This is a genomic window from Arthrobacter sp. PM3 (assembly GCF_003352915.1).
In the GTDB taxonomy this organism is placed as follows: Bacteria; Actinomycetota; Actinomycetes; order Actinomycetales; family Micrococcaceae; genus Arthrobacter.
The window spans coordinates 3,049,119-3,064,930 of sequence record NZ_CP022314.1 but is presented as its reverse complement, the minus strand read 5'-3'; the positions used below and the strand labels follow the sequence as shown (position 1 = coordinate 3,064,930).

Annotated in this window: 17 protein-coding genes; 6 read left to right on the top strand and 11 right to left on the bottom strand. The window is 68.8% G+C overall.

All coding sequences use genetic code 11. The annotated features are described in order from the left end of the window. The coding region (locus CFN17_RS13950) for an HNH endonuclease signature motif containing protein (protein ID WP_208751503.1) at positions 1-1,718 on the bottom strand (1,718 nt) is incomplete at its 3' end. Positions 1,719-2,254: 536 nt separating this feature from the next. On the opposite strand from CFN17_RS13950, the gene CFN17_RS13945 reads away from it, so the two are divergent. Continuing rightward, entirely contained in the window at positions 2,255-2,800 is a 546-nt protein-coding gene (locus CFN17_RS13945; protein ID WP_208748370.1) for an NUDIX domain-containing protein, read from the top strand. A gap of 9 nt (positions 2,801-2,809) precedes the next feature. Next, positions 2,810-3,247, top strand: coding sequence for a VOC family protein (locus CFN17_RS13940; protein WP_208748369.1), 438 nt, complete (start codon positions 2,810-2,812; stop codon positions 3,245-3,247). 16 nt (positions 3,248-3,263) lie between these two features. On the opposite strand, the gene CFN17_RS13935 is transcribed toward CFN17_RS13940, so the two are convergent. Genes CFN17_RS13935 through truB form a run of 3 tightly spaced genes read right to left on the bottom strand, consistent with a single transcriptional unit; the run spans position 3,264 to position 5,054 of the window. Then, positions 3,264-3,752, bottom strand: a complete 489-nt coding sequence (locus CFN17_RS13935) for a hypothetical protein (protein ID WP_208748368.1) — start codon at positions 3,750-3,752, stop codon at positions 3,264-3,266. Position 3,753: 1 nt separating this feature from the next. After that, positions 3,754-4,107, bottom strand: coding sequence for a hypothetical protein (locus tag CFN17_RS13930; protein ID WP_208748367.1), 354 nt, complete (start codon positions 4,105-4,107; stop codon positions 3,754-3,756). After that, positions 4,107-5,054, bottom strand: coding sequence for a tRNA pseudouridine(55) synthase TruB (gene truB / locus CFN17_RS13925; protein ID WP_208748366.1), 948 nt, complete (start codon positions 5,052-5,054; stop codon positions 4,107-4,109). The genes CFN17_RS13930 and truB overlap by 1 nt, the downstream gene beginning before the upstream one ends. Before the next feature lie 72 nt (positions 5,055-5,126). Between truB and CFN17_RS13920 the strand changes: the two genes are divergently transcribed. Continuing rightward, entirely contained in the window at positions 5,127-6,341 is a 1,215-nt protein-coding gene (locus CFN17_RS13920) for a pyridoxal phosphate-dependent aminotransferase (protein ID WP_208748365.1), read from the top strand. A gap of 48 nt (positions 6,342-6,389) precedes the next feature. Further along, a complete protein-coding gene (locus CFN17_RS13915) occupies positions 6,390-6,596 on the top strand; it encodes a hypothetical protein (protein ID WP_208748364.1) in 207 nt (68 codons plus the stop codon). Positions 6,597-6,637: 41 nt separating this feature from the next. Here CFN17_RS13915 and CFN17_RS13910 read toward each other — a convergent pair whose 3' ends face one another. From CFN17_RS13910 to rimP, 7 genes are all read right to left on the bottom strand, one after another. After that, positions 6,638-6,985: a CU044_2847 family protein gene (locus CFN17_RS13910; RefSeq protein ID WP_208748363.1), complete on the bottom strand. Its 348-nt coding sequence runs from the start codon at positions 6,983-6,985 to the stop codon at positions 6,638-6,640. Between the two features lie 54 nt (positions 6,986-7,039). Beyond that, positions 7,040-7,477: a thioredoxin gene (gene trxA / locus CFN17_RS13905; RefSeq protein WP_208748362.1), complete on the bottom strand. Its 438-nt coding sequence runs from the start codon at positions 7,475-7,477 to the stop codon at positions 7,040-7,042. 165 nt (positions 7,478-7,642) lie between these two features. After that, entirely contained in the window at positions 7,643-8,152 is a 510-nt protein-coding gene (gene rbfA, locus CFN17_RS13900; RefSeq protein WP_208748361.1) for a 30S ribosome-binding factor RbfA, read from the bottom strand. A 248-nt stretch (positions 8,153-8,400) separates the two neighbouring features. Next, complete coding sequence (infB, locus tag CFN17_RS13895; RefSeq protein WP_208748360.1) at positions 8,401-11,304, bottom strand: translation initiation factor IF-2; 2,904 nt, start codon at positions 11,302-11,304, stop codon at positions 8,401-8,403. Between the two features lie 152 nt (positions 11,305-11,456). Further along, the gene (locus tag CFN17_RS13890; RefSeq protein ID WP_208748359.1) at positions 11,457-11,900 is read right to left on the bottom strand and encodes a YlxR family protein; all 444 of its coding nucleotides are present in this window, start codon (positions 11,898-11,900) and stop codon (positions 11,457-11,459) included. Positions 11,901-12,006: 106 nt separating this feature from the next. Continuing rightward, entirely contained in the window at positions 12,007-12,987 is a 981-nt protein-coding gene (gene nusA / locus CFN17_RS13885) for a transcription termination factor NusA (protein WP_208748358.1), read from the bottom strand. Then, positions 12,987-13,604 (bottom strand): ribosome maturation factor RimP, encoded by a 618-nt coding sequence (gene rimP, locus CFN17_RS13880; protein ID WP_208748357.1) that lies wholly within the window; start codon positions 13,602-13,604, stop codon positions 12,987-12,989. Before rimP ends, nusA begins: the two co-directional genes overlap by 1 nt. Before the next feature lie 105 nt (positions 13,605-13,709). Here rimP and CFN17_RS13875 point away from each other — a divergent pair, with 105 nt between their 5' ends. Together CFN17_RS13875 and CFN17_RS13870 are read left to right on the top strand one after the other, a co-directional pair. After that, entirely contained in the window at positions 13,710-14,798 is a 1,089-nt protein-coding gene (locus CFN17_RS13875) for a ferritin-like domain-containing protein (RefSeq protein ID WP_261792208.1), read from the top strand. A gap of 225 nt (positions 14,799-15,023) precedes the next feature. After that, complete coding sequence (locus CFN17_RS13870) at positions 15,024-15,752, top strand: VIT family protein (protein WP_208748356.1); 729 nt, start codon at positions 15,024-15,026, stop codon at positions 15,750-15,752. Positions 15,753-15,812 lie beyond the last annotated feature (60 nt).

Genomic DNA, 15,812 nt, shown 5'->3' with positions numbered 1-15,812 from the left:
GTGCCGGTGCTGCCGCCGCGGGACCAGTAGTCAATGTGGTGGGCCTCGCACCAGGAGGCGGGGATGGTGCAGCCGGGGAATGCGCAGCCCTGGTCCCGGGCGATCAGGGCCTTGCGGATGTGGGGCGGGAAGATCCGGGAGGCCCGGCCGATGTCCAGGACCCGTCCTGCGGTGCCGAGCAGGACCGGGATGATGTCCGCGTCGCAGGCGATCTTCCGGACGGTCGAGGCGGTGACCGGGCCGGTGAACAGCAGCGAACCGGTCCCCGGCAGAGCCCCACCTGGGCTGTCTGTGCCGCCCCGGCCGTCCGTGCCGGTGGTGCCGGGGGCGCCGGTGCCCGGGCCCTTGCCCGCGCCGGTGGGGGTGAGGCCGGTGGGGGTGAGCTGGTCCAGGAGGTCGCGGTAGTTGATGGTGGCCATGATCTGCGGGCGGAGCCCTCCGGCCGCGGGCAGGGTTCCGGCGGCCAGGCCGGCCTTGCAGGCCCCGATCAGGCCGTCCAGGAGCCGCTGCGGGCGGGTGCGGGGGTCCAGCCTGGCCGCGACCGGGTCCGGCCCGTCCCCGCCGCTGTCTGACGCCCCGGCCCTCGCGTTCGAGGCCGGGCTACTGTCCGGGCCGTCGGCGGTGCCGTCTCCGGGGGCGCCGTCTGTACCCGGACCGCTGTCCGGGGTGCCGGCCGTTTCGGTGTCGCCGGGGCCGGGGAGGCGGGGGTTGGTGGCGAGGTTCATGACGGTGGCGAGGTGTTCGTACTGGTCCGCGGTGGCGAAGATTTCCACGTGGTGGAGCCCGTGCCGGGGCTGGCGGATGAAGGCGCCCTGGCGCCGGCGCAGCAGTTCCTCGGAGGGTTCGGGCCCGTCCTGGTCCAGGGCATCGAGCCAGCGCCGCGCGACCCGGGCCAGGAAATCGGCGTCGTTTTCCACCGCGGTGCGGGTCAGGGCGTGTTCCATCCGGTCCACCGCGGCCGGCGGCGCCACATGCCCGGCCCGTTCCAGGGACAGCGCGATGATCGTCGCAGTGCGCGACGCGACGATCCCGGCGGCGACCGCGGCGGCGAGTTCGGGCCGGGCCGGCGGCAGGGCCTGGCCCGTCATCCCGGCCCGCGGCAGGACCCCGGCCGCGAGCGTGAGCCGCCGCCTGGCCTCCGGGGCGCTGATCCGCAGCCGGCCGCGAAGGAACTCCGCCGTGTTCCGGTACCCGTCATCGGCCACCGCACACACCGCGGCCGCCGACACCCCGGCCTCAAACACTCCGGCCGGGCCCGTCCCGGTGGCGGAGATGGCCGGTGCCTCGGTCCAGCCGGTCAGCCAGCCCGCGGCCCGCCCGGCCCCGGCGGATATCGCGGCGTCTGTTCCGGCCCCGGCGTCTGGCCGGGTGTCTGGGCGGGTGTCGGTTTCGGTGCCGGTGTTGGGATCGGTGCCCCAACCGGCGGGTGCCTTGTGGGCCGCGGCCGCCTCGCGGCGGGTCCGGTCCACCGCGGCCGCGGCGATGATTTGCAAATGCTCGGCCGTGCACGCCAGGCCCTCGACCAGCTCGGCGAAATCGGCCGCCTCGAAAAAATCAAACAGCGCCGCATCCGCATGTGCGTCCCCGGCCGCGGCACGCAGCAACGCCACAGCCCGGCCCACCACAGCCGCGACCCCCGACCCGGAAACCGACCCGGAAACCATCACGGACCCCGGCCCGGCGGCCCGATCCGGGAAGAAATCTCCGACGGCTTCCATAACCCCACCCTGCCAAAGGGGTCCGACAAAATGGTCACCGGCCGGATCGGGCCCCAAGACAGGCCTCCCGGAAGCCGCGACGGAAGCAGCCACAGACCCCGCCGCGGAGCCCATCACGGACCCCGGCCCGGCGGCCGGATCCGGGAAGAAATCTCCAACGGCTTCCATAACCCCACCCTGCCAAAGGGGTACGACAAAATGATCGCCGGCCGGCCCGGGACGCAAGACAGGCCTCCCGGAAGCAGCCACAGACCGCGCCCCGGAACCCATCACGAACCCCGGCTCGGCGGCCGGATCCGGGAAGAACTCTCCAACGGCTTCCATAATCCCACCCTGCCAAAGGGGTATGACAAAATGATCGCCGGCCGGTTCGGGCTGCATTGTCAGCGCCGCAGTGGGCTGTCCCGGGGCACCTCCCCCAAACAAGAAGCCCCCAAAGAGCCCGCAACAAGCCGGGCCGAAGCCCGCCGGACCCGGGCGTAACACTTCGTACGCCGCCCGCCACCGCGCAGTGCGGGGCGTGGCAAGCTGTACGCATGGAACGCATCTTCGCCCCTCAGCCCGGGGAATCACCTTTCGCAGGTCCGTTGTCCGGCGAGCCGCGACGGCCCATGGGTCCCCGCGACCCCGGGGATGCGTGGGTCGAAGGCGACCGCGGGCGGTTTTGGGGGCGGTTCGGTTCCGCGGGGCTCCTGGTCCACGACGCCGGAAAAGGCGTCCTGCTGCAGCACCGCGCCCTCTGGAGCGATCAGGGCGGCACATGGGGACTGCCCGGAGGTGCCCTCCACCAGGGTGAGGAAGCCGTCGACGGAGCGCTCCGGGAGGCGGGCGAAGAGGCGGCCGTACCCCCGGAAAACGTCCGGGTCCTCTTCACGTCGGTGTTCGACGTCGGCTACTGGCGTTACACGACCGTCGTCGCCGAAGCGCTCAAGCCGTTCGACGCCGCAATCAGCGACCCCGAAAGCCTTGAGCTCCAGTGGGTGCCGCTCGAGGGTGTGGGCGACAAGAAGTTGCACCCCGGTTTCGGAACCGCGTGGCCCGACCTGCACCGCAGGCTGTTGGAGATTCTGGACCCGTCCTAGACTGCGTGGATGACCAACGAACACCGTAGGACGCCCCGGGTCCGCCAGTTGCGCCTCGTTGTGGAGGCCGAGGATTATGACGCGGCGGTGAGGTTCTATCGTGATGTGCTCGGCCTCGAGGAGCACGAGGCCGTCGCGGCCGAGGGCGATGCCCGCATCACCATCCTCGAGGCCGGCCGGGCCACGCTGGAGCTGTCCAACCCCGCACAAGTCAGGATGATCGACCGGGTGGAGGCGGACGGCCGGCCCAGCGCGCGGATCCGGATTGCTTTCGAAGTGGACGACTCCGCAAGGGTCACAGCGGACCTCATCGCGGCCGGCGGTGAACTGATCGCCGAGCCGCGGGAGACGCCCTGGCGGTCGTTGAACTCACGGCTGACCGGTGCGGCCGGATTGCAGCTCACCCTGTTCCAGGAGCTGGACCCGCCTGCGGCGCCGAACAGCTAGGCCGTGCCGGAACTGGTCAGGCGCCCTTCGCCGGCCGCCGCCGGTACAGCCAGATCAGTCCCAGGATCGGCAGCAGCAGCGGGATGAACCCATAGCCGCGGCCGAACAAGGACCAGACCGTCTCATGCGGGAAGTTGACCGAGTCGAACACGCTCAGTGCCCCCACAACGAGGACACCGACCAGTTCCACCAGGACGGCCGCGACAGAGACCTTGAACGCCGTGCGTCCCGGCCTCGCGAGGGAGACCGTCGCCACGATGTAGACGACGGCGGCGAAGGCGGACAGCAGGTACGCCAGCGGCGCTTCGGAGAACTTCGTCAGAATCTGGTAGGCCGCCCGGGCCGTTGCCGAAATTGCGAAGACGGCGTAGACGGCGATCAGCAGCCGGCCGGGTCCGGTGTTGCGGGTACTGGTCCGCGCCGGAACAGCTTCCGTCGCGGCGGCGCCGGACTGCTCCGTGCCGTCCTGCGAGGATTTTGCGCTCACGTTTTTTGCCTCTTCCATGTCAGTACCAGATCTGGTTCATGCGGGCGGCCATTACTATGGCGGTCACGCCCACGGCGGCCAGGACGAAGTTACTCCAGCGGGTCCGCTCCAGGATGGCCCAGTACACGGCACCAAACGGCAGGAGCAGGGCGGTCGCCAGGTAGCCCCAAAACTCCCAGGGCTCCCCCGCGATCTGCTCGCCGGCGGCCACCCGGACAATGGATCCGATCAGATAAACCAGGAGAGAAAGCTCGACGGCGGCCACCGAGAGGATCGTGGTGTCGTTAGGCGCCTTCTTCATGATGCCCGCGACGACGCAGATGATGGTCGACACCAGGCCAACGACCAGGATGATGTAAAAATACGCGTCCACTACCGGCCGGCCTGCTTGTCGTCGCCGCTCTTCGCCTGCTTGTCGTTGTCCGGAGCAAAGACCAGGACGGGTTTGGCGTAGCTCCCGGCGTCGGCCAGGAGCGCCACGAGGGTGCCGTCGGGCGCGAATGCCGCTGCCGGCTTGTCCGCGGTCGCCGCGTCCGGCGTGCCGGCGGCGGCCCCGGCCGCGATTCTGCGGCCGAACGAAATCTCGGTGGTCTCCTCATCGCTGAGTTCGCGGTTCGGCATGAGCGCCCGGGCTGCGTCGGAGATGTCCAGAATGTCCAACTGCTCCGCCAACTGCTCGAGGGTGCGCGCCTGGTCGAGGGTGTAGGGACCCACTTGGGTCCTGCGCAGCGCAGTCAGGTGGCCTCCGACGCCGAGTGCCTCGCCGAGGTCGCGGGCCAGGGCGCGGATGTAGGTTCCGGAGGAGCATTCCACCGTGACGTCCACGTCCAGTGCCTCGCCACCACGGACACTGCGGATCTCGTGGACCTCGAAACGATGGATGGTCACCGGCCGGGCGGCGAGCTTGACTTCCTCACCGGACCGGACCCTGGCGTAGGCACGTTCGCCGTTGACTTTGATGGCGCTGACGCTGCTGGGGACCTGCTCGATCGCGCCGGTGAGGGCCGCGACGCCGGCGCGAATGGCGTCCCCGGTGATCGCGGCGGCGCTGCGGGCGGCTGTGACCTCGCCTTCGGCGTCGTCCGTCACTGTCGACTCGCCCAGGCGGATCGTTGCGGTGTAGGTCTTGGAGGTGCCCACGATGTAGGTCAGCAGCCGGGTGGCCTTGTTGATGCCCAGCACCAGGACGCCCGTAGCCATCGGATCCAACGTCCCGGCATGGCCGACCTTTCGGGTACCGGCGATCCGCCGCATCCGCCCAACCACATCGTGGCTGGTCCAGCCTTGCGGCTTGTCCACTATCACCAGTCCAGAAAGCACGCCTCCCAGTATATGCGGGCCAGCCCGGCCCCTCCGCCCCGAACCCGGACAGCGGCCGTTAGGATGGCAGACATGCCCGAGCTTGCCGCACATGTCCGCGACGTCCCGATCAACCAGATCCGCGAGATCACCGAAGCCGCCTGGGGAACGCCCGGCGCGATCGTACTGAGTATCGGCGAGCCGGGCTTCCCGGTCCCCCGCCACGTCCTGGCAGCCGGCATGGCCTGCCTTGAGCGCGATGAGACCAACTACACGCCCAACGCCGGGATCCCGGCGCTGCGTGAGGCCTTTGCCGCCCGGTTCCGCGAACACAACGCGACGCCGGTCGGCGCGGACCGCGTGTACGTCGTCGACGGCGCCCAGCAAGGCCTGCACTTCGCCATGAGCCTGCTGCTCTCCCCCGGCGACGAGATCCTCATCCCCAACCCCGGCTACCCCACCTTCGCGATGACGAGCAGCCTCCTGCACGCCATCCCCGTCCGCTACCCGCTGTACCCGGAGCACGATTTCCAGCCGCGGATCGAGGACATCGAGGCACTCATCACCCCGCGAACCAAGGTGTTGATCCTGAATTCGCCGTCCAACCCTCTCGGCGCCGTCCTGGGCGAGGACCTCACCCGCCGGCTCGTCGAGCTCGCACGGCGGCACGATCTGTGGATCATCTCGGATGAATGCTACGAGGCGTTCACCTACGACGTCCCGCACGTCAGCCCCGCCCGCTTCGATAGCGAGGTTCCGGGTGAGGCCCGGGTGTTCACGTCGCTGACACTGTCCAAGACGTACGGGCTGACCGGGCTCCGCATTGGCGCCCTGATCTGCCCTCCGGGGCTGGAACAGAAGATGAACAACGTCATGGAGGCGATCGTGTCCTGCGTGGCCTCACCGTCGCAGTACGCCGCGCTTGCGGCGCTGACCGGCCCCCAGGACTACGTCAGCCATGCCCACGCCCATTACCGGGCCAACCGTGACGCGGCCTCCGCGGTGCTGCGCTCCCACGGCATCCCCTACCTCACGGCCCAGGGCGCGTTCTATCTCTGGGCGGACGTGTCCCACGTCAGCGGCGGGGATGTCCGGGCCTGGACACGGCGATTCCTGGCGGACCACGGTGTGGCATTTGCCCCCGGCACGGCGTTCGGGTCCATCGGCGAGGGCTGGATCCGCATCGCACTCTGCGGGAGCCAGGCCGATCTCGTGGCGGGCCTCGGACGGCTGCCGGCACGGGCGCCGGTGCCTGCGCCCGTCGGGTCCACAGACCCTGTTGCCGGATCTGCCGGTGCCCTAGCCTGAGCTCACGGCGGTTGCGGGTGCCGTGGATTCCGGATAAGGGAGTACATCGTGTGGTGGCAAGACCTGCTGTGGGGATTCTGGAATGGACTGACGGCATGGATCGTCCTGATCGCCCATGTCTTCGGGTTTTGGAGCGAGTTCCCCTTCTACAACTCCGCGCGGGCCGGTAACTGGTACGACTTCGGCTTCCTCCTGGGCATGGGGTCCCCCGTGCTGGGCGGCCTGGGGACCCGGAGCCGTTCCAAACGCCGCTAAGGCCGCGCAATGCGGCGTCCCGGTGTCCCGTCGTCCCGGCGTCAGAGCATGATCTCGTCCTCCGGCGGCGCTGCCGTGTGCGGGGCCTTGGTGAAGGACATCCGGACAATGAAGTGGCCGTCCGTTGAGTTCCTGGCAATGATGGCGCCCGCCTGGCCCGCCAGCTTCACGCCGAACTGGAGTTCCAGATGGTCCGGGCCCAGTTCCTTCATCACATCCGCTACAGCACTGGCCGCGGGCCGGACCGCCGAGAGCGCATCCTCGAGGCGCCGCCCGGCGTCGAGGATCCCTTGCTCGTTGCGGGAGGGCCGCTCCACCCCGAAGCTGTTGTCCTCGACTTCGACGAGCACCGTCCCCGAGCCGACCTCATAACGCAGGATTTCGGTCATGGCGTCCTCCCTTTCAGCGGGCCGTAACGCCCTGATAATGCAGGCATGAGGCGCTCACCCCCGGCTTGCGGCCAGGGCGTCGTCGAGCCAGGTGCGCAGCGCAGCGGCCGGCGGTGCTCCGGCCTGGCGGGCCGCCACCGTGCCGTTCCGGATGAGGAGCAGCGTTGGAATGGCCTGGATCCCGAACCGGCGGGAGAGCTCCGGCGAGGTGTCGACGTCGACCTTCACGAGCTTGAATTCCCCGGCGCGCTCGTGCGCCAGTTTGTCCAGGACCGGGCTCACCATGCGGCACGGCCCGCACCACGCGGCCCAGAAGTCGACGAGGGCCGGGACGGAGGACTGCTCCGCCACCGCCCGGAAGTCGGCGTCGCCGGCGGAGACGATCCACGGAAGGTCCCGGCGGCACTTGCCGCAGCGGGGGTGTCCGGCAGCGGCCGCCGGAATCCGGTTTGTGGTCCCGCAGTGCGGGCACTTGATCAGGCCGGAATCCACGGCGCGCCGGCACCTCCGCGCATACCTGCAGTCATGGTTCCATGGGACTCCCCCGCCGGTGAACGGGTATAGAGTCCAAGGACCCCGGACGCCGCAGGAGGTGTGACCCGAAACAAACAGTGGCCGGACCCTTGCCGGGTCCGGCCACTGCCGTTGTTTGCGGGACTATCTGTTGCGGTCCTCGTCGATCTGGTCGTTGTCGATCAGGTCGAGGTCCTCTTCGTCGAAGTCGTCCTCGTCGAGCTCCACGTCCTGCGGGGTGTCGCTCTTGTAGGGATCGGAGTCCCCGGCGTGCGTGGCGCCCTGGGCCAGTGCGGCCACCTCGGCGTCGCGCTTCTTGGCCGCGCGAAGCAGTTCCTCAAGGTTGGAGGCATTGACCGGAATCTGGTCGGCCACAAATTCGAGGGTCGGGGTCAGCCGTACGGTGATGTTCCGGCCGACTTCCTGCCGCAGAACGCCCTTGGCCTTCTCAAGTCCCTTGGCGGCATCGGCCTGGGCGACTGCGTCCCCGAACACCGTGTAGTAGACGGTTGCGTGCTGCAGGTCGTTGGTCACCCGCGAGTCGGTCACGGTGACGCCCTCCAGCCGGGGATCCTTCACCCTGCGGCCCAGGGCCTCTGCAACGACAACCTTAATCCGCTGCGCCAACTTGGCAGCCCGTGCGGGATCAGCCATTTCCACTCCTAAAAATTTGGATGTACGACGGCGCCTGAACACAGCCCGCACAATGGTGAGTTTGGTGCCACGCGCCTAAGGCAAGCCTACGACGGACCCCCGTTGGATTCTTTCCGGCGGCCTGGGAGTGGCATCGGGCCTGCCGAAGCTGGGCGGCAATGGATCGCAGATCCATTGCCGCCCAGCGAAGGGGCGGGGCCGCCGGAAAGAATCCAACGGCCCCGCACCTTCACTGCATTGACTTCAGACTAGACGCGCGGCTTCTCGCGCATCTCGAAGGTCTCGATGATGTCGCCTTCGCTGATGTCGTTGTACGAGCCAAGACCGATACCACACTCGAAGTCCGTGCGGACCTCGGTGGCGTCGTCCTTGAAGCGCTTGAGCGTCTCAACCGTGAGGTTGTCGCCGATGACCTTGCCGTCGCGGCTGATGCGGGCCTTGGCGTTGCGCCGGATAACTCCGGAGCGGACGATCGAGCCTGCAATGTTGCCGAACTTGGAAGAACGGAACACTTCGCGGACCTCGGCGGTGCCAAGCTGGACCTCTTCGTACTCCGGCTTAAGCATGCCCTTGAGGGCTGCCTCAATGTCATCGATTGCTGCGTAGATGACGGAGTAGAAGCGCATGTCCACGCCTTCGCGGTCTGCCAGTTCGGCAACCCGCTCGGCGGGCTTGACGTTGAAGCCGATGATGACGGCGGAGTCGACCGTTGCCAGGTTGACGTCGTTCTGCGTGATCGCACCGACACCGCGGTGGATGACGCGGAGCTGGACGCCCTCGCCGACGTCGATCTTGAGCAGCGCGTCCTCGAGGGCTTCCACGGCACCGGACACGTCACCCTTGAGGATGAGGTTGAGGGTGTCGATCTTGCCTTCGGCGACGGCCTGGTCGAAGTCTTCCAGGCTGATGCGCTTGCGGCGCTTGGCCAGAGCGGCGTTGCGGTCGGCGGCTTCACGCTTCTCGGCGATCTGGCGGGCGGTGCGCTCGTCAGCGGTCACGAAGAAGGTGTCACCGGCGCGCGGGACGTTGGACAGACCCAGCACCTGCACGGGGCGGGACGGGCCGGCCTCGGTCAGGGCGCTGCCGTCGTCGTCGAACATCGCACGGACGCGGCCGTGGGCCGTGCCTGCCACGATGGTGTCGCCGACGTGCAACGTACCGGACTGGACCAGGACGGTGGCCACGGAACCGCGGCCCTTGTCCAGGTTGGCTTCGATCGCGATACCGCGGGCGTCCTTGTTCGGGTTGGCGCGCATGTCCAAGGCAGCGTCCGCGGTGAGCAGGACGGCGCCGAGGAGCTCGTCGATGTTGAGGTTCTGGCGGGCAGAGACCTCCACGAACATGGTGTCGCCACCGTATTCTTCCGGAACCAGGCCGTACTCGGTCAGCTGGCCACGGACCTTGTCCGGGTTGGCGCCTTCCTTGTCGATCTTGTTCACGGCCACGACGATCGGCACGTTGGCCGCCTGGGCGTGGTTGAGGGCTTCAACGGTCTGCGGCATCACGCCGTCGTCCGCTGCGACCACCAGGATGGCGATATCGGTGACCTTCGCACCACGGGCACGCATGGCGGTGAACGCCTCGTGACCCGGGGTATCGATGAAGGTGATCTTGCGGTCGACGCCTTCGTGGTTGTGCGTGACCTGGTAGGCACCGATGTGCTGCGTGATGCCGCCGTGCTCGCCCGCCATGACGTCGGACTTGCGGATGGCATCGAGCAGGCGGGTCTTACCGTGGTCGACGTGGCCCATGACGGTGACTACCGGAGGACGTGCCTCGAGGTCTTCGTCGCCTTCGGCTTCGAGCTCGGCTTCGAAGTCGATGTCGAAGGTGGAGAGCAGCTCGCGCTCCTCGTCCTCCGGCGACACAACCTGCAGCTTGTAGCCAAGTTCCTCACCCAGCAGGGCGAAGGTGTCTTCATCCAGCGACTGCGTGGCAGTGGCCATCTCGCCCAGGTGGAACAGGACGGTGACCAGTGCTGCGGGGTTCGCCTCGATCTTGTCGGCAAAGTCCGTGATGGACGAGCCGCGGCGCAGCCGGACGACGGTGTTGCCGTCGCCGCGGGGTACGCTCACGCCGCCCAGCGACGGAGCACTCATCTGCTCCAGTTCCTGCCGCTTGGCACGCTTCGACTTGCGCTGCTTGCCACGGCCTGCGCCGCCCTTACCGAAGGCACCCTGGGTGCCGCCGCGACCGCGACCGCCCTTGCCGAAGCCGCCACCGGCCGGAGCGCCGCCGCCGGCACCGGGACCACCGGTGCCCGGAGCGCCGCCCGGACGTCCCGGACCACGGCCGCCGCCACCGGGACGGCCGGCGCCTGCGGGTGCGGGACGTTCGGTGCGGTTCGGCATCATGCCCGGGGTCGGACGATTGCCGCCGGCACCGGGACGGGCGCCGGGGGCGCCGGCCGGACGCGGTGCGCCGGGGCGGGGGCCGCCGGCACCGGCTGCCGGACGCGGACCACCCGGACGGGGGCCGCCGGCACCGGCTGCCGGACGCGGACCGCCGGGGCGGTCGCCTTCGGTGCGGCTTCCGCCCGGACGCGGCATGCCCTGGGACGTGGCGAACGGGTTGTTGCCCGGACGCGCGGGACGTTCGTTGTCGCCGCCGCGGCCACGGGGCATGCCCTGGGACGTGGCGAACGGGTTGTTGCCGGGGCGGGGACCGCCCGGACGGGGAGCAGAACCACCCGGGCGTGCCGGAGCAGCCGGGGTTTCAGCCTTGGGAGCCGGACGCGCGCCGGGCTTGGCGCCTGCCGACGGAGCGGCCGGAGCCTGGGCTGCCGGAGCAGCCGGGGCCTGGGCGGCCGGAGCCTGGGCCGCGGGGGCAGCCGGAGCGGCGGGTGCCGCCGGAGCCGGTGCAGCAGCCTTGGATTCTGCCGCCTTGGGCGCGGCGGGACCGGGCGCAGGACGGCTCGCTGCCGGGCTGGCGGAAGCCGGGCTGGCAGTTGCTTGGGGGGTGGACGCCGGCGCTTCAGACTTCGAAGCCGCGGGGGCGTCGGGGAATGCGTTGCGCAGCTTCCGCACAACGGGAGCCTCGATCGTTGACGAGGCGGAGCGAACGAATTCGCCCAGTTCCTGCAGTTTGGTTACTGCATCTTTGGAAGTGATACCGAGCTCTTTAGCAAGCTCGTGTACGCGGACCTTGGCCACATTTCTCCTGTCTCGGTCCGCACCGAGCCAGGCACGAACCGTCTACTTCTTACTGCGGGCCTCCGCCGCGGTTGCAGCTGAAAGGCCCATTGCAGAGCGCAACAAAGTTGTCATCGTTGCGCACTCATCGCTGGGAACTCATCGGGTTTCCATCAGTTTTCTGACCCGCTTTCAGGTTGGACGGTTGTCGCTGCGGCCACCGGAGTGCCCACGGCTTGCATGCCGGCAGTGATCCGGCGTTCAACATCGGCCGTACCGGCTGCGCCGTTGAGGGCGCGGCCGAATGCTCGACGTTTCACCGCCAGTGCCAGGCACTTCTCGCTGGGGTGCAGCCATGCTCCCCGGCCAGCCATCCGGCGTCGTTCATCCACCACGACGGCGGAGGAACCGCCGGCGCCGGCGACGAGCCGGAGTAACTCAGACCGCGACCCTTTTTGTCGGCATCCGATGCAGGTGCGCTGCGGCTGATTCCCGAGGTGTTGCACATGTGCCACGATCGAGTATCTTCCTGCCAGTACATCTGTTGCATATGAATCTGCGTCCCCGGGAATCCGGAAAAACCCGGACGCGCCAAAGACACAGCGCCCCAGAGACATATGGATACCGGCCGTCAGGCGCGGTCATGTCTATTCTAGCCCCTCCGGCGCCCGGGACCCGAACCCGGGTGTGACGGGCGCCGGCGGGACCGTGGGAACGTGCCCGCTATTTGGCGCTGTTGACGGCGGCGTCGGAGACGATGTCGATCCTCCAGCCCGTGAGCTTGGCCGCGAGACGGGCGTTCTGCCCCTCCTTGCCGATCGCCAGGGACAGCTGGTAGTCGGGAACCACCACCCGCGCGGAGCGGGTGGCCTCGTCGGTGATCGTGACTGAATTCACGCGCGACGGCGAGAGGGCACTGGCGATGAACGTCGCCGGGTCATCGCTGTAGTCGACGATGTCGATCTTTTCGTCGTTCAGTTCGGTCATGACGGCCCGGACCCGCGAACCCATTTCACCGATGCAGGCACCCTTGGCATTCACGCCCGGGGTGTTGGCCTTGACCGCGATCTTGGTGCGGTGGCCGGCCTCACGGGCCAGCGCCACGATCTCGACCGAACGGTCCGCGATCTCGGGAACTTCGAGTTCGAAGAGCTTCCGGACGAGCCCGGGGTGCGAGCGGGACAGCGTGATGGACGGGCCCTTGGTTCCGCGGTGGACATCGATCACGAAGGCGCGCAGCCGGTTGCCGTGGATGTACTTCTCGCCGGGAACCTGCTCGGGCGGGGGCAACAGCGCCTCCACCGTGCCCAGGTTCACCTGGATCATGTGCGGGTTGTTGCCCTGCTGGATGGTGCCGGCCACGAGCTCGCCCTCACGGCCCTTGAACTGGCCCAGGACGTTGTCGTCCTCGGCATCCCGTAGGCGCTGCAGGATGATCTGGCGTGCGGTACTGGCCGCGATGCGTCCGAATCCCGCGGGGGTGTCCTCGAATTCGCCGATCGGGGCGCCGTCGTCGTCGATCTCCGTAGCCCAGATGGTCACGTGTCCGCTCTTGCGGTCAAGTTCGGCGCGGGCCTTCTCGAAGGCGCCGGGGGTCTTGTGGTAGGCCACCAGCAGGGCCTGCTCGATCGTCGGAATCAGGAGATCCAGCGGGATTTCACGCTCACGCTCCAGGAGTCTCAGCGCGCTCATGTCAATATCCATTAGGCCTCCTCAGAAGGTCCATTGTGTTCTTTTTCCAGACCGGCCTCGTCGAGGCGGCTGAACTCTATCTCGACTTTTCCGCTGCGGATCCTGTCGAAAGGAAGTTTGACGGGCTCGCCCTGCTTGGGCTTCATGCCCTTCTTGACGGCAATCTCGGGGACGAGGGTGACGCCTTCATCATCTACGGACTGGATCCTGCCGGTGACGTTGTCCCCCTGGATCACGTTGACGTGGACCATCCGTCCGCGGGCGCGGTGCCAGTGCCGCTCTTCGGTCAGTGGACGTCCGACGCCGGGCGAGGAGACTTCGAGCTCATAAGGGCGCGCGTCCATGCTGGGGTCGTTGTCCAGGGTGTCTGACAGAGTCTTGGAGATCTCCGCGATGACGTCGAGCCCGACGCCGCCGGTTTCCTCCTGCGGCAGGTCCACCACCACGTGGACCACGCGGTTGGCGCCGGCGACATGGATGGATACTTCCTCCAGGTACAGCCGGTTTGCCAGCACTGCGGGTTCCAGGAGTGCGTGCAGGCGCTCGGCCTCCACGTTGTGAACGGGTGCGGCTTCAGCCTTCCCCGTCCCGGTCCGGTCTGTTGAAGTCGTGGCTTCTGCGTTGGTCATGATGCCGGCCGCCTCCCGCTAGATGATGTTGTGTGTACTAGCCTAGCGATTTTCCGGGCGGCGTGGTGCACGGACTTCCGGCCCGGCATGACAACATGGTCTGTTGTGAATGACGACACCCGGGAAAAGCGATGGCAGGACCGCCTCCCCCGGATGCTCCCCCGCTACGCCCTCCTGGCCTGCCTCGCCCTCGTCGTCATGGGCCTGGGAATTGCACTGACGCCTTCCCCGCCGCCCGAACCCGCAGAGCCGCCCTTTTCCGAACAGGCGCGTGCCGACGCCCTTACCCAGGCACTCCGGCTGAGGACTGCCGGGAGCCGGCTCAATGCCGCCGCCGGCAAGCCCGCCGCCGAACGGACTGTGACCTTGCTGACAACCCAGGCGCAGGCGCTGCTTCTGCCCGGTGAAAGCCCTCTTATGACCGCGCCCGCGGAGTCCACCGCTGCAGATTCCGCCGCCCCGGCGGCCGGCCCGCCATCTGCGGCCCCCTCGTCCGCGCCGTTGCCGGCGACTGCTGCCGAACTCGTTACGGCACTCGCGGACAGCGGGCGCCGCCGCCTGGCGGACGCGGCCCTGGCCGACGGCGGCATGGCACGGCTGCTGGCCGCCGTCGGCACCGGGCAGCTTCTGCAGGCTGCCGACCTCGCGGCGGGCACCGGCACGGCGGCCCCGCCGATGCCGGAAATCGCCGTCCCGGAACTGGCCGGTGCCTGCCCGTCCGCTCCCGATGCTGCAGGGGCCACGGCGTCCGCCGCCCCCCTGGATGCTGCCCTGGCCGCCGTTGTCCGGGCCGAGGAGCAGACCATCTACGGCTACCAGGTGGCGCTGCCCCGGCTGGACGGGGACGCCGCGGTGTCCGCGACGGCCGGGCTGGCCCGTCACGATGCCCTCCTGGCCGGCGCGGAGACACTGACCCGGCAGCACTGTTCCAATGTCCCGCCGCGCGAGCCGGGCTACACGCTGGGCAAGTCGTTCCTGGCCTCCCCCGCCGCAGGCCTCGGCAACCTCGAAGCGGCCGCGCTGCCGGCGTACGGCGACCTCATTGCGCTGGGCGACGGCCCGACCCGCCAGTGGGCCATCGCGGCCCTGCTCGGCTCCGGGCATCGCGCCGTCCTCTGGGGTGCCGATCCCGGCGCCCTGCCCGGCCTGGCCAGCGAGGCGCTGGCCTCGCTCCCGCCGCTGCCGCCGGGCTAAGCCGCCCTGTCTGCGGCCCGCTAGCTGCTCCGCCGGCACCGTCCGGGGCGGCTTTGAGGCCCCGAAACCCGGCTACCGCCCTTACGACGGCGTGTCGCAGGCCAAAGTGCCCCCGTTCGGAACAGCCTTCCCGCCCTCGGGTAAGCCGACCGGACCAAGCCTCGGCTTATTTTGCTTAGCCTTCGAATGCTGGCCAGCCTGCCGCCCGGGTGATTTGCTGTAGGCATGGAAACCACCGGCGCCGCAACCCTGCATGAGAACGAACCCCACCACAACGACATCGCACACCGGCTCAATTGGCTCCGTGCCGGCGTCCTGGGCGCCAACGACGGCATCGTCTCCGTTGCCGCGATCGTCGTCGGCGTCGCAGGCGCAACGACGGAGACCGGGCCGATCCTGCTTGCAGGCACCGCGGGCGTCGTGGGCGGCGCCATTTCAATGGCCCTCGGTGAGTACGTGTCCGTCAGCAGCCAGAAAGACAGCCAGCACGCCCTGATCGAGAAGGAACGCAAGGAACTGGCGGAGCAGCCGGAAGAGGAACTCGAGGAACTCGCTGCGATCTACCAGGGCAAGGGCCTCAGCCCCGAAACGGCACGCACGGTGGCCAAGGAGCTGACGGCGCACGATGCCCTCGGCGCGCACCTCTCCGCGGAGCTCCACATCGACGAGACCGACATCGTCAGCCCGTGGCATGCCGCGTTCGCTTCAGCCCTCGCCTTCCTCATCGGCGCGATCCTGCCGATGCTGGCAATCCTGTTGCCGCCGGAAAACCTCAGGATCCCGTTGACCTTCGTGGCCGTCCTCGTGGCGCTGGCCGCCACCGGCGCCGTGGGCGCGTGGATCGGCGGGGGTTCGAAGCTGAAGGCGGCCGTCCGTGTGGTGATTGGTGGTGCCGCGGCGCTGGTGGCAACCTTCGCAATCGGCAACCTGCTCGGCGCGAGCGGCATCGTCTAAGTCCGGTCCTGCGCGTGCCCCTCCGGCGCGTCCCCGAGGCGGCGGCCACCTAGGATAGTT

Bases quoted from the DNA above. Each gene is read 5' to 3' on its own strand.
- CFN17_RS13945 (WP_208748370.1), top strand. From the start codon at position 2,255: ATGGAACGCATCTTCGCCCCTCAGCCCGGGGAATCACCTTTCGCAGGT.
- CFN17_RS13940 (WP_208748369.1), top strand. From the start codon at position 2,810: ATGACCAACGAACACCGTAGGACGCCCCGGGTCCGCCAGTTGCGCCTC.
- CFN17_RS13935 (WP_208748368.1), bottom strand. From the start codon at position 3,752: ATGGAAGAGGCAAAAAACGTGAGCGCAAAATCCTCGCAGGACGGCACG.
- CFN17_RS13920 (WP_208748365.1), top strand. From the start codon at position 5,127: ATGCCCGAGCTTGCCGCACATGTCCGCGACGTCCCGATCAACCAGATC.
- CFN17_RS13910 (WP_208748363.1), bottom strand. From the start codon at position 6,985: ATGACCGAAATCCTGCGTTATGAGGTCGGCTCGGGGACGGTGCTCGTC.
- rbfA (WP_208748361.1), bottom strand. From the start codon at position 8,152: ATGGCTGATCCCGCACGGGCTGCCAAGTTGGCGCAGCGGATTAAGGTT.
- CFN17_RS13890 (WP_208748359.1), bottom strand. From the start codon at position 11,900: ATGTCTCTGGGGCGCTGTGTCTTTGGCGCGTCCGGGTTTTTCCGGATT.
- nusA (WP_208748358.1), bottom strand. From the start codon at position 12,987: ATGGATATTGACATGAGCGCGCTGAGACTCCTGGAGCGTGAGCGTGAA.
- rimP (WP_208748357.1), bottom strand. From the start codon at position 13,604: ATGACCAACGCAGAAGCCACGACTTCAACAGACCGGACCGGGACGGGG.
- CFN17_RS13870 (WP_208748356.1), top strand. From the start codon at position 15,024: ATGGAAACCACCGGCGCCGCAACCCTGCATGAGAACGAACCCCACCAC.